Raw genomic sequence first — 12,378 nt, forward strand, 5'->3', positions numbered from 1 at the left:
GTATTGCCCCTGTGCGGGAACGCCGATATTAAAGGCGTTTAAGAAGGTCAGTGGGAATGGTGATTAGAGTTCGGGCCGTCAGAGAGCATGCTGCCTGTCGAGTGGGCATTGCCGTTGATTTCAAGGTTGCCGTTCACCGTGGTGGTGTCAGCGGTCAAATCAATGGTTTTCCCCTTCAGGCTGATACCCACTGCAACCTCGATCACCACATGCTCGATACCACCTTTGACTGTCAGCGTATGGGTCGCACGGTTATAGCTGAACTCTGCGCCATCCGCGTATTTCGTGCCCCGGACATGTTTGTCGCTGAACGGCGGTTTATCGACTTCTGAGTACACCGCGCCCAGAATGACACCATCCTCGCCGTTGGCATCGAGCAGCACTTCAACCTGCTCCCCCACGTCAGGGAGCCAGTAATCCTTGTTATCCTGGGTATTGCGCTGCAGCACGTTAAGCCAGTTAGTGCGCAGGTTATCGCATTCCGGCAGACGAACGCGGGCCTGAACCTTGTCGGCATCGACGGCGCTGACCGTACCGACCTGACGAGTGACGCCTGTCATTATTTTTTCTCCTTTATTACCGTGGACGTGCTGCCGTCCGGTTTATAGACGGTCAGCGTCTGGGTTTTTCCGGTCTTTTTACCTTTCTTCGCTTTGCCCTGCGTAACCGGCCCTCGTGCCACTTCCAGTTCGGTGATGTAGCCGCTGTTACGGTCAAACGCATGGCGGGCAGTAGTTATCAGCCATGGCCCGGATAACTGACCAAAACCCACCAGTTCAATTTTGTTGCCTGCAGTCAACTGAGGCGTCCCCATCAGCGTCAGCGAGCCGTTCTGCTGGTATTCGTTATGCCTGGCCAGCGCCGAATCTGCTTTAATCCGGGCGCTGTCCGGATCACTGACGCGGCTGTTGACCTTCAGTGAGTCGGCACTGGTGACCTTACCGCCTTTGGTTTGTTTGTCGCTTTCGCTGGTACCGCCATCAGCTTCATAAACGATCAGCTTTTTATCGCTGCTCTTCTGGTGTTTTACCTTCGCGGATTTGTAGACGCGGTTGATGGTGTCACGCAGGGAAAAGCTGTCCACATCCTGCGGCTTTAACTGCCTGATCGGCTCCTGACCGCGTAACGTGGCAAGATGAGAAAAAACCAGCTGGTCGCTGACCACTTTCACGGCATAACCATACTCGCTGGCCAGTCGGCGCAGGAAGCCCACGTCCGTTTCAGCATACTGGGTCACCCGGTCAATTTTGATGGACTCAATACTGCCAACCAGCTTCAGCTGATGCTTTTTGGCAATCCGTCCGGCGATGGCCGCCAGCGTGGTGCTCTCGAAACCACGACTGGATTTTGTCCGCAGGGCGTTGTTGACCGACGTGGCCACGCCCCGGATAGCGACAACGGACGCGGGCGAACTCACCTCGATCTCGTCTATAGAGAACGTACCGCAGGACAGCAGCTTCTCGCCCTGATAACCCATTTTCAGCGTCAGCGTGTCACCCTTGCCCGGATACCACTTATCCAGCCAGCGGCCATCGGTGTCGTCCAGTTCCACCTCAATGGTATCGGACTCGCTTTTGATGTTATCGCTGTAGGTTACGCGGGTGACATAGGGGGCGATATCGGTGGTGATGTTCTTCTGCAGATACCATAGCGTGAACACCGGACTCAGAACATCGCTGACGCCGGTTAACGCTGATGCGGCTTGTGCAGGGCTGTTTATCTCAGCCATGGGGCAATATCCTCTTCTGTACTGGCTTCTTCAGCCTCGATAACCGGAATCAGTAACAACAGCCCGGAGGGCAGCACCGGCGTGATGGCCACGTGTGGATTGGCGGCAATTATCCGGGGATAGCCCAGCGGGTCGCCGTAGTACTGCCATGCGAGAGAGTCCCAGCGCTCTCCGTCACGGGTGACATGTTCAAGAAACATCACACACTCCTCGCCAGAATTTTGGCTGCCATGGTGCTTAACCCCGGCGACATACGGGTGAAGGTGGTGCTGGCGGAGTTAAGCTGCCCGGAAACGGCATCCAGCGCCGCTGCGATATTGCTGCCGTCCACGCCGCTCAGTGAAGACTGTGCCTGTTGTACATACGTGGCCGCATCACTGGTGGCTCTGGCCAGACTGATGGCATCAGGCATGGATTCAGAAAGCGCATTAAATGCCGGAACGCTTTGACCCAACGCCCCGGACACGTTGCCCAGCCCGCTCATCAACCCCGGTACGCGGGTCAGTGCAACGGCGGGGTTATCCTTCATTTTCTGCGCCACCCGAACGGCACTGATGGTGGTCTGGAGAACAGACTGCGCCTGTTTGGCGTAGTTGACGCCGTCGCGGACGTACTGCGCTACCCCGGAAGGTGAAGGAACGGCACCGGAGACCGCCCCGACGCCGGGAACCTGCGTGCGTATTGCGGGTGGCTGTAGCGGGTTTTTCGGGTCGCCGATGTACTCCCGGAGAGACGCGGTGGCATTGACGGCCAGCACGTTGCCGGTGCTGTCGGTCTGCTCGCTGGTCGCAGTAACATCGGTAATCACGAACCAGCCGCGATAGTCACCGTTGCCGAAGACCAGCGCCAGCGCTTGATGGGCCTTCATGGCCGTTCGCAGTCTCGCCAGCTCCACGTCGGGCACACAATAGTGCTGATGGAAGACCAGGCTTATCTGGATTTCGTCCAGCTTATCGCCAACGAACTGCAGGCCGGGCTTACCCTCGATACGGGGATGCTCCGCATAATCGACGCCGAACGTGACCTCGAAGCCGTCCCAGTAGGTAATCAGTTCAAACTCAATATCACCCAATACTGCAAACATCAGCTGTACCTCCTGCGTTGTTGCTGAGCCAGCAGACGCTCCAGCATTTTCTCCAGCTCATGCAGGCTCATATTCAGTACGCCGGTCAACCCGTCAGGCGCTGCGGTTTCTTTGCCATTGAGGAAAAACTGAGGATTAAAGCTGACCTGGATACCGCCAGATGTTCCGCTGCCAGTTGCAGCTGCGCCACGACCTGAATATCCCGCCGCCATGATTTCCGGCGACGGGATACGGGGAACATCCGGTGTCATTTCAGTGGCCAGACGCTGCCCGGCCAGTGCAGCAAGTGGTGTGGTGCGCTGCAGGCCGATAGCGGCCCCCTGCGCAATGTTGTCACCAAAGCCTATAAACACACGGCTCGGCGAATGAATGCCCAGCTTTTCCTTAAACCAGCCGCCAACACTGTCGCCCATGTCTGTGACGGTAGTTTTGAGCGACTCCCATTTGTTTTTGATGCCGTTTATTAACCCGTCGATAAGATGGCCACCGAAGTCGGTGAACTTCGCTGGCAGATCAACACCGAGGTATTTCAGCGCAGCCGCAAAGGCTTTATAGAGCAGACCAACCGGCGACCAGTTAATCAGCAGCTTACCAATCCCCACGACACCGCCATTAAACGCCTCTTTAATGTCAGCCCAGCGCTGTTTAAACCAGCTACTGACTGCGCCCCAGTTGCGATAAATAAGGTAAGCTGCTGCCGCGACGGCGGTGATGGCGAGACCAATGGGATTCATCAGCAGCGCCCGGCCAATCCAGAGAACGGCCCGCCCGGCGATCATAATGCCGCGAACCAGCCCACCTGACAGCACACCACCCAGTGTTCTGGCTCCTCTGGCGACGGCGCTGAAGCCGGTCACCAGCCAGCGGAGCTTACCGCCTTCACCGAGTGCAAGCGACAGTCGAAGCCAGTTGGCCCGCAGTAAAACGGCATTTTTCCAGACGTTAACAAAGGGGGAAATAAGGAGATTCAGCCCCAGCTTGAGACCGATAGTGGCCATCTTGAAAGCGAGTAATGCTCCTACAACCTTTATGGTGCCGCTGACGATTTGCGGGTTTGCCGCTATCCATTTGCCGACACTGTCCATTAAAGGAATAAAAGTCTCACCCAGTTGGATCAAGGCCGGGCGTAGTGACTCACCAATGCTGATGGCTGCCTCGTTAAAACCAATCTGAGTTCTGCGCCAACGACCTTCGAGCGTATTATTTTGTTTTGCAGCATCCTTATCCAGCGTAGACATTGCTGACGGGGTATTCATTTCCTGCTTGCTGGAAAGGTATTTATCCCAGCCCTGACGCATTGACAGTAAATGGTTAACGGTCTGAATATCAGTGAAGACTTCTGCCAGACCAAATGACTCCATTAGCTTCTGCTGGCCTTCCTGATCGCCTCTTGAGCCTGCTGCTTTCCATTGCTGTAAAAACGCCTTACCTTTACCGTCGATAAAACGGTTGGCAATCATCAGTGAGGCTTCATACTGTGAGAAGCCCTGAGCGACGTAATTCTGCATTGACCCCTGGTAATCCACCCCGGCTTTAGCATATTTCTGGATGGTATCTCCGCGCCCCATCGCCGCCAGCCAGTTTGACATATTGGTGACGGCCTCTTCCGCTGAGCCGCTGCCTTTACCAACTTCCAGACTGGCGACGATCTGGGTAATCGCATCTTTTCCATAAATACCACGAGCAGCGAAGGCTTTAGCCATACCGGGTAATGCTTTTGCCATATCCTTCAGCTCAAATGACCCAAGTTTGGCTCCTGTTGCCGCAATACCAAATGCCTGTTCAAGTTCTTTCGCATCAGTGATTCTGAGTGCATCGCTGAAGGCATAAGTCATTTTGGCAAGGTCGGTCATATCGGCTTTGGTTGCTGTAGCGGTCTTTCCAAGCATCTCTGCAAACGTTGCTGCCCGTTCGGGGGCCATACCATCAGCAACTAATTGTCCGACTCCCCCTAACAGAGACTCCTGCAGTTGGTTAACCTTCAGCGAGGCCTGTCTGATAGCCAGGCCAATTGCACGTTCCTGCCTTGAATCCAGATCACCAGTGACACTGATATCCCGCAACTGCGATTCAAACGAGGCATATTGTTTGACTGAGGCCATGACCGGTGCACCCAGCGTTCGGGCGATGCCGTAAGTCTCTGCTCCCTGACCATAGAGCGCCATACGGTTGGACTTCAGCGCATCACTGGTGGCCGACACCGCCGACAGACGGCGCTGCTGGCGCTCAATTTGCTCCATTGTGCGGCTTACCCGCAGCAGGTCGCTGTTGAGGCGCTGCATCCGGGAAGAACCCAACTGACCATAGCGTTCTGTTGCACGGGTTAAGGCGTTTTGGCGTTCCTGCAGGCGGCGCGATGTATCGCCCAGGGAATCAAGGGCGCGTCGGGTACCGCTGACGGCTGAGCGGAAGCTACTCCCGACAATGCCGCCAATAATGACGCCGACTGAAAATTCACTGGCCACGGTGGTTATCCTCTGAAAGCGGAAAAACGGAAGGAAAATGTCTGAGAGCCATGCAGAACAGCCGCGAGTAGCGGCTGTTAAGTGATGAGGAGTTAATGATTATCGCCGAACTCGCTTCTGATTTGCACTTCAGCCTGCTCCAGCCACATCTCCAGATCGTCAGTATCGAGGGCATCAATCTCCCCCGGCTGAAATCTAAACCACCTCGCCAGCAGCCCCTGCGCCTGCATCAGCGTTTTCGTCGCTCTTGCCCAGCCCAGTGACTTGCTGAAATCGTTTCTGCAGCTCCATGTAGTCGGCAAGATCCATATTATCGAGGTCTTCCGGAAGAATACCGGTGCTACGGGCAATCAGCGGCTCGTCCCAGTCAGCCGGGTCTTTACTGATTTTGCGCACCTGCTTCAGGTCTTTGACCGTCAGGCGTTTCAGTTCAACCTGCTCAACTCTGGTGCCAGCAGCGGTGGTGAAGGGGTAAGACAGCTTAAAAGTATCGGATTGGGTTTGTGACATGATCGTGCTCCTGTGTAAGTTCAGAGCAGTATGTCTGGTGGTGGGACTGGCAGATATTAAAGGGGATTAAGAAGAAAGGGGCCGAAGCCCCTGTGATATCAGTGAGTGCGAAAGCCTTTGCAGTTACGCAGGAAGGCGATAAGAAGTACCTTTCCTTCAGATTTGCCGATGCCGGTGAACCAGTGGTCAGGTGGCTCCCATGCCTCAATCAGGTCAGCGAGCTTTCGTGCTTTGGAGCGTGTGCAGTCAATCGGGTCATTGGTTTTCTGGGTATTAAAAAGGTTTTCCACCCCTGAAATATCAAGGATGGTAAACCACGTACCATTCCCCATGCCAATCGAACCACAGTTCCCGCCTTTATCTTCAATCTCGACGGTCACCGTCAGCCCCCGATGTTGATGCGGTAGTCGGTCAACTGGTCAATGCCGCCGACGCGGAAGATGTTGGCCAGATAGTCCAGCTCCAGCAACTCTTCACCATCCAGTACCTGCTTGATGTACGTGCAGGTGAAGCTACTGGAGAACTCGGCGTTCTCATGCTGTTTGAACGTCCCCAGCGGGTTCTTCTTAAACATGATCGTCAGGAAAGTGACCAGCGGAATTTCGTCAATCAGCCCCTGCGAGCTGTAGCGCTGAACGCTGGAACGGCACTGCAGCGCCAGCGACTTATACGGGTTCGCGGCAGACAGCATCGCGTCGCGGTAAAAGCTGTTCCACTTGATCTCGCCCTCAAGCTTGTCGAAGCCAGCAGGGAGTTCCACCTTGCCCACCATCCCCAGCGCCTTATGCTCCTGCATGGTCATGGAGACGTCAGGCAGTTTGACCTCCTCGGCCCGGCCCAGCAGGTTAGCGCCATCCAGGTAGATGTTGGCATTCGTGATGCGGTTGATCTCAATCTTTGCCATCAGCTATTCCCCTTCAGGGTTAACAGGTATTCCGAGGTGATCTCGGTCTCAAACGTCAGTCGCTCCAGCGGCGGTGGCGGCGTGTATTTGTAGCTCAGCAACAGATGACCGGCGGCCAGCTCCATCTCTTCATTACGGGCCGGATCAAACCAGCAACTGAAGCCCAGCAGTGCACCGTCGCCAATCAGCTTGCGACCGTAGGCGTTGACCGACTCCGTCAGCGCATCAATCAGTGCCTGGGTAATCGGCATGTCGATGTACTGCTGGCTGAAATAACGCAGGGACTCGTTGATAACATCACCGGTGCGGCGAACGTTCTCAAAGTTGCGCATATGGGTGACCGTTGGCCATGCTGCCGTCCGGTTGCCCCACAGACGCAGGCCGCTGCCGTAGCTGCTGAAGACCGTAGTGATGCCCTGTTCGTTGAGCAGGTTCACCTCGCTCTGCGGGTCATCAATCATTGCCGACAGCTGGCGCTCCACGCCGGTGATACCCAGAATCTCCTGGTTGGAGGACGACCACCAGTAGCCCTTGTCCAGGTCGACCTTGGCACGCAGACCTGCAGCACGCTGGCTCAGCGGCTCCAGCCGTTCGCTGTTGGTGGCCGCGTCGTACACCTTGACGTGCGGATAGCACAGACGGACGCGGTCGGAGCTGGTATTGAAGTTAATGGTGCCTTCCGGGCCACGCCCCGCCAGAGCCTGCGCAAAAGTGGTACCAATCGGCGCGTCGATGTAGGTCACCGCGCCCAGCTTCTCAGCCATGGCGATAAGCTCAACCGAGACGCTGTTCTGGGTGCAGAATACCGGGGCAATCAGAATTTTGGCGAAGTAGCCAAACAGGTTGAAGCTGTCGTTAAGCAACTTCATGCCGGTACGGTTGCCTGCCGCGTTAACGGTACCGATGATATCAGCCGGGGTGACTTTGGTCGGATCGGCATAGTTATAGCTGGCCTTCACCGTTGCATCTGCAGCAATGCTTTTACCAAGATTAGTAATCACCCCGGTCTGCGCATCAAGCGAGTAGTCCTGACCTTCCACATAAGGCTGACCGTCGCTGTCCGGTTTCAGTACCAGCTGCGCGATCACCGGATTAGCCAGCTGTGCCTTGCCCGTCGCCTTTTCGAATGTTACGTCTTCATCGGCCACAGCGGTTTTATGCACAGCCGGATCAAGCACGTTAATGACCAGAACGGTGCCTGCCCCATGGTCGTAGATCGCATCCAGTGCCTGCGGAATGGTAAAGCCAGTGAGCTGGCTGCCAAACGCCGCTGCATCTTTCTCAGACAGGCACTGCACCAGCGTATTGACGTCTCCCATTGGGGCGGTACCAATCAGGCCAATGACGGCGGATTTCACCGTTTTAACCGGGCGGGCACCGTTTTCCACCTCAATGGTTTCGACGCCATGCAGATAGTTAGCTGACATGGGAGTCCTCCGTTTTCACATCGCTGTCGCCGCCGTTCCTGCGCTTTGGTGACTGCACAGCCGGTATGCTGGCGGGTTTAGTCTCTTCAGATACCGGCGTCAGATGCTTCAGCGCCACCAGTACCTTCACATAGTCATGCTCCTCCGGCAGGGAAACATTCTTCCCCGGCCAGAGCAGGATTTCGGTTCCGTCCGACAGCGTGACGCCGCTGGCCGGGCCGGAATAGCGGTATTCTTTCATCACTCGCTTTCCTCATAGTTCACTTCGGTTAACAGCGGGCCGGACGGTAAATCGCTGTCTTCGATAAAGACGCTTTCGGTTGCGAAGTCGAGAGCGTACTGCCACAGCCCCTTGGCCTCACCGATAAACACCTCACGGGTCAGCCAGATACGGCGGCGGCAGTTCGGCGGGGTGTAGCCGCCGAGTATGCGGCGGACTGCATCCAGAACGTCAATCGCACCTCTTTTACCGTTGAGCTGGCGGAAGACCACCGTGACGCAGAGCTGGATAGTCTGAGGCTGGATCACCGCACCAATATCATCGGGTTTGTCGAAGCGTGAACCGGCATAGCTCAGCAGCAACGCCCCGACAGGATGATTCAGACGGTATTCGGACGGCTTTTCCGGGAAGTACTCCACCTGCAGCTGGGGCAGCTTCTCGCGCAACCGGGCCAGCACAGCATCGAGGACGGGCAGAACGTTCATCAGTATTTCTCCAGTAAGCCGTCGCGCCCGCCAAAGGTGGGGCGACGTGCCCGCGCCCGGATTTCACCGGACTCAGGTACGTCTTTTTGAGTGGACTGCAGCCCCAGCGTCAGCTTCCCGTCGCGGATAGCCTCAAGCTGACGCCGGGCCTCTTTGTTGTCGTCTTTGACGGTGTCAGGCAGATCACCTTCAGGACGACGGACATACAGGCGGTAACGCACCAGCGTGATGGCAATATCCCGCAGAACGGTAGGCACTTCTGCCAGCGGCAGGGTATAGCGGCCACGAAGGTGCGCATCAATCAACTCCCCGGCGTAGCGAACACAGCTGTCCACAACCGTCACATTCACCGTGGCAGGGGTGTCGAAATCCACGACCTCGTTAGTGAGCTGAATCAGCGTTGACTCAGGCACTTGTTCCTGTAAATCCGCCAGGGTGCAGTACATGTCACACCCCGCGCAGGATGCGGATAACATCGCCTTCGGCCAGTGCTTCATCCAGCGCAATCCCGGCTGAAATACCTGCCGGGGTGTCGCCTGATGCTGCTGTCTGGGGAACGGCGCAGGCATTTGCATCCGACTGAACGTTCAGCCCCCTGGCAATCGCGGCACCGGCCTCGACGGCAACAATGCCCAGTACGTTGACCGGGGTTACATCACCGGCTGCGGCATCCACCTCTGCCACGCCGAGCGCGACGGCTCCGGCCTGACAGGGGGCGTTATCGGCACCGACAAAGCGCTGTTGCGTCAGCGCCGCACTGGCCGTCACGGTAGTGGTCAGAATGACCTGCTGTGTTGTACCCATGACCGTCTCCTTATTTCACGATGTTGGTGACGAGATACCCGGCATCGCCACCGACCACGGCGACTTTGTAGATATCGGTATAACGGCAGTACTTCACCTTGCCGCCGACGCCGTCGTATTTATCCGCCACCGGCATCCCTTTACGGCGCAGGGTGTAGCCGAAGGACGGCTCGTTTTCGTCGGCGCTGTCGGTGCCCGGCTGGGGTTTGCCGACGTAATGCAGCATCAGGTTGTCGCCCCAGATATCAGCCGGGACTTTGTCCTTGTTCTGCGCATCTTTCATGGAGGCCATAGAGACCGGCTCGCCGATCACCACATCTTCCAACTGGAAAAGGTCTTTCAGAATTTCGATGGTGATACGCTTGCGCTCGTTGGCTCCAATCGCGGCCTGAATCGCCGGGTGGAACTTCAGCAGCGACATGACGCTGGCCCCCATGGTCATCAGGTTTGGGCGCAGGCCGGTTTTGTTACGTACCGCCTCAATGCCACCTTCAATGATGCCAATTGGATCACCTTTACCACCGACCCAGCGTTCAGCAGCTGCCAGTGCTTTAACGGACGATGCCGGGTAAACGTTTTTGTCCTGCGCCAGACGGGCCGCATACAGTTCGCGCTTCAGGTTGACGCCACTGGTCACGCGACGAATGGCCTTGGCCTCTTCGTTGAACATCGACTCCGCCTGCTCGCGGTAGTCCACCGGCGCGGCCAGATCGTGCTCGTTAAGAACCAGATCCAGTTTGCCGGTCTTCTCACGTACCAGGACGTTACTGTCAGCCCCCACGGCACGCTCGGTGTCGTACTCAACAAAGGCGGATTTACCGAAGGTCGGGACGGTCACACCTTCCTTATCGGTCTGGACAATGGGGAAGATGCGTTCGCCGATAAATGCGGCATTTTTATAACCGCGAGCGATGCTGGTCAGCACCGGGTCAACAACGCGCTTACCCTTTAAATAGTCAGACATGTTCTCTCCTTAATTACAGGCAGCGGGAGACAGCAGCGTCGTAGCTGATGCCTTCTTTTTTCGACAGTTCCAGCGCTTTCTGATGCAGCGCCAGACGTTCCGGGTCGGCTTCAGCGAACTCTGCTGACGTCGTTTTGATCTCCGTGTTCACGCGGTCTTTGGTCGCGTGCTCACTGAAATTCAGTACCGGCTCAGTGCTGTCCAGCAGCGTCTTAAACGCCGTGGCCAGAGGGGTGCGGATATCGCCTTCGGCAAACTCAACCGGCTTGTCGCCTGCAGAGACCGCGTCCAGAATGGCCACGACAACCGACTTCGCTTTAGGAGCCAGTCGGCCATCGCCAACCAGCTTCTCGGCAAAGGAGACGTTGTCCGCGTGCAGTTTGTCCTGCTTAGCCTTCGCTTCCTGTTCCGCCCGCTGGGTGGCTTCCGCTTTCAGACGCGTGTTTTCCGCCTGAAGCGCTTTGATTTCGTCTTCAGTCATGGTGCTGTTCTCTTTTTGAGGGGTGGGATTGTGTTCACTGAAGTCCGGTTCAGACTTCCCGGTGTCGCGGTAAGCCTCTTCACGCAGGGAGTCCACCTGCCATGAAGGAAGCACCTTGTCGGTCTCGTCCAGCCCGAACTGGGCGATCAGAAAATCGCGCAGACGGCCCCATAAAGAGGCATTGGTGATATCACTCCAGTCGGCAAACTCCACGACGCCTTCTTCTTTCTCACCAAACGAAACCTGCTTAAGCCCCTTAATGGACGGTGGCTGCGCCCCCAGAAAGCCGACATGACGCAGGTAAAGCGTGCCGGGCTTCGGGTTGTTCGGTGAGTCCGGGAGATAGAACGAGGCTGAGACCTTCTTGAAGCGCCCGTTGCCCACCAGTTCGGCAAACTGCGGGTCGAGCTGGTCAGGCTCAGCCAGCAGATCGCCGCCGTTAAGCGACAGGGATTTCACCCAGCCCCACGCCGGGTCTTCCGTTTTGGGGTGGCCAATAACGAGTGGTGCTTCATGGACGGACGGGTCATAGGCTTTCACGCAGGCGGCAAGATCGCTTTGCGTGAACGGCAGTTTCGTGCCGTGCATATCGGTATGAGTACCGGCTTTAAAAATGTGAATGGCTGGCATTTTGCTGTCCCGCGTTACGTTGTCGGGGACAGTCTGTGGAAAAAGCGTCAGCAGCGCTTTTAATCTGCTTTAGAAAAAATCGGGGGTATCAGTACGGGGAATGTCACGCTGCGGGCGAATAGTGGTGCAAAGCGGGGGCTGTAAAGCCTTTATAAAGGTAATACAGCCCCTCAGCGGCTGGCAATGATAAATCACCCGCCTGCAGAGACAAAACTCAGCGACGGGCCGCTGCTTCAAGATGGCGGACAATCGTATCGAGGATAGGGACAACCACTTCAGGCTGCAGCTCACCGTCCCCCGTCAGCGGCAGGAACGGACGGGCAGGAAGTTCAACGGACTCATTACGCCCCGTTTTACCCCCAAACTGGTGAATCGGCCCATAAACGACATTAGTGCCAACCGCTGCCTGCCGGTCGTCATGGTCGGTTGATACCGACCCCATCAGACGCCCGGTATCCTGCAGCGTTTGCCCGTCGCGCTCCTGCGCTGCCAGCGAGGGAGTCCACCCCGGACGCCCCTCATCGAGAAAGTTAAACTGCGTTTCCGCCAGCAGGGTTCCGGCGATTTTGCGCATCGCGGGTTCCAGGTCTGTGGCAGCAAGATCCAGCGCACGGAGGCTCCGGCGCAGGGATTCATCGTTAATGGTGACATTGACCAGGTTATCGGAAGCCATCG

The 12,378-nt window shown here is 56.6% G+C and carries 17 protein-coding genes; all 17 read right to left on the reverse strand.

What is annotated here, in order from left to right; genetic code table 11:
* Positions 1 to 47: 47 nt before the first annotated feature.
* The 17 genes from B8P98_RS17180 to B8P98_RS17260 all read right to left on the reverse strand — a co-directional run bounded on the left by B8P98_RS17180 (position 48) and on the right by B8P98_RS17260 (position 12,376).
* Positions 48 to 560 (reverse strand): phage baseplate assembly protein V, encoded by a 513-nt coding sequence (locus B8P98_RS17180; RefSeq protein WP_006687308.1) that lies wholly within the window; start codon positions 558 to 560, stop codon positions 48 to 50.
* Positions 560 to 1,729 (reverse strand): phage late control D family protein, encoded by a 1,170-nt coding sequence (locus tag B8P98_RS17185; RefSeq protein WP_032195639.1) that lies wholly within the window; start codon positions 1,727 to 1,729, stop codon positions 560 to 562. The genes B8P98_RS17180 and B8P98_RS17185 overlap by 1 nt, the downstream gene beginning before the upstream one ends.
* Positions 1,717 to 1,929, reverse strand: coding sequence for a tail protein X (locus tag B8P98_RS17190; RefSeq protein ID WP_021544461.1), 213 nt, complete (start codon positions 1,927 to 1,929; stop codon positions 1,717 to 1,719). The genes B8P98_RS17185 and B8P98_RS17190 overlap by 13 nt, the downstream gene beginning before the upstream one ends.
* Complete coding sequence (locus tag B8P98_RS17195) at positions 1,929 to 2,813, reverse strand: phage tail protein (RefSeq protein ID WP_006687304.1); 885 nt, start codon at positions 2,811 to 2,813, stop codon at positions 1,929 to 1,931. Before B8P98_RS17195 ends, B8P98_RS17190 begins: the two co-directional genes overlap by 1 nt.
* Positions 2,813 to 5,278: a phage tail tape measure protein gene (locus tag B8P98_RS17200; protein ID WP_006687302.1), complete on the reverse strand. Its 2,466-nt coding sequence runs from the start codon at positions 5,276 to 5,278 to the stop codon at positions 2,813 to 2,815. The genes B8P98_RS17195 and B8P98_RS17200 overlap by 1 nt, the downstream gene beginning before the upstream one ends.
* Positions 5,279 to 5,370: 92 nt before the next feature.
* Positions 5,371 to 5,508 carry a GpE family phage tail protein gene (locus B8P98_RS17205; RefSeq protein WP_095032859.1) on the reverse strand — a complete coding sequence of 46 codons (138 nt, stop codon included), beginning with the start codon at positions 5,506 to 5,508 and terminating at the stop codon, positions 5,371 to 5,373.
* On the reverse strand, positions 5,474 to 5,788 hold the full coding sequence (locus tag B8P98_RS17210; protein ID WP_000084225.1) for a phage tail assembly protein: 315 nt from the start codon (positions 5,786 to 5,788) through the stop codon (positions 5,474 to 5,476). The genes B8P98_RS17205 and B8P98_RS17210 overlap by 35 nt, the downstream gene beginning before the upstream one ends.
* Before the next feature lie 98 nt (positions 5,789 to 5,886).
* Positions 5,887 to 6,168 (reverse strand): hypothetical protein, encoded by a 282-nt coding sequence (locus tag B8P98_RS17215; RefSeq protein ID WP_021553505.1) that lies wholly within the window; start codon positions 6,166 to 6,168, stop codon positions 5,887 to 5,889.
* Positions 6,169 to 6,170: 2 nt separating this feature from the next.
* On the reverse strand, positions 6,171 to 6,695 hold the full coding sequence (locus B8P98_RS17220) for a phage major tail tube protein (protein WP_164965982.1): 525 nt from the start codon (positions 6,693 to 6,695) through the stop codon (positions 6,171 to 6,173).
* Entirely contained in the window at positions 6,692 to 8,119 is a 1,428-nt protein-coding gene (locus B8P98_RS17225) for a phage tail sheath subtilisin-like domain-containing protein (protein ID WP_032195640.1), read from the reverse strand. Before B8P98_RS17225 ends, B8P98_RS17220 begins: the two co-directional genes overlap by 4 nt.
* Positions 8,109 to 8,360, reverse strand: a complete 252-nt coding sequence (locus B8P98_RS17230) for a hypothetical protein (RefSeq protein ID WP_021544466.1) — start codon at positions 8,358 to 8,360, stop codon at positions 8,109 to 8,111. Before B8P98_RS17230 ends, B8P98_RS17225 begins: the two co-directional genes overlap by 11 nt.
* On the reverse strand, positions 8,360 to 8,824 hold the full coding sequence (locus tag B8P98_RS17235; RefSeq protein WP_006687295.1) for a Gp37 family protein: 465 nt from the start codon (positions 8,822 to 8,824) through the stop codon (positions 8,360 to 8,362). Before B8P98_RS17235 ends, B8P98_RS17230 begins: the two co-directional genes overlap by 1 nt.
* Entirely contained in the window at positions 8,824 to 9,270 is a 447-nt protein-coding gene (locus tag B8P98_RS17240; protein ID WP_006687293.1) for a gp436 family protein, read from the reverse strand. Before B8P98_RS17240 ends, B8P98_RS17235 begins: the two co-directional genes overlap by 1 nt.
* Before the next feature lies 1 nt (position 9,271).
* Entirely contained in the window at positions 9,272 to 9,628 is a 357-nt protein-coding gene (locus tag B8P98_RS17245) for a DUF2190 family protein (RefSeq protein ID WP_006687291.1), read from the reverse strand.
* Between the two features lie 10 nt (positions 9,629 to 9,638).
* Positions 9,639 to 10,592 (reverse strand): hypothetical protein, encoded by a 954-nt coding sequence (locus B8P98_RS17250; RefSeq protein WP_006687289.1) that lies wholly within the window; start codon positions 10,590 to 10,592, stop codon positions 9,639 to 9,641.
* Positions 10,593 to 10,605: 13 nt separating this feature from the next.
* On the reverse strand, positions 10,606 to 11,703 hold the full coding sequence (locus tag B8P98_RS17255; RefSeq protein ID WP_032195641.1) for a hypothetical protein: 1,098 nt from the start codon (positions 11,701 to 11,703) through the stop codon (positions 10,606 to 10,608).
* A gap of 214 nt (positions 11,704 to 11,917) precedes the next feature.
* On the reverse strand, positions 11,918 to 12,376 hold the full coding sequence (locus B8P98_RS17260) for a phage virion morphogenesis protein (protein WP_000135510.1): 459 nt from the start codon (positions 12,374 to 12,376) through the stop codon (positions 11,918 to 11,920).
* Positions 12,377 to 12,378 lie beyond the last annotated feature (2 nt).

The sequence above is a fragment of the Klebsiella quasivariicola genome (assembly GCF_002269255.1).
Classification (GTDB): Bacteria; Pseudomonadota; Gammaproteobacteria; order Enterobacterales; family Enterobacteriaceae; genus Klebsiella; species Klebsiella quasivariicola.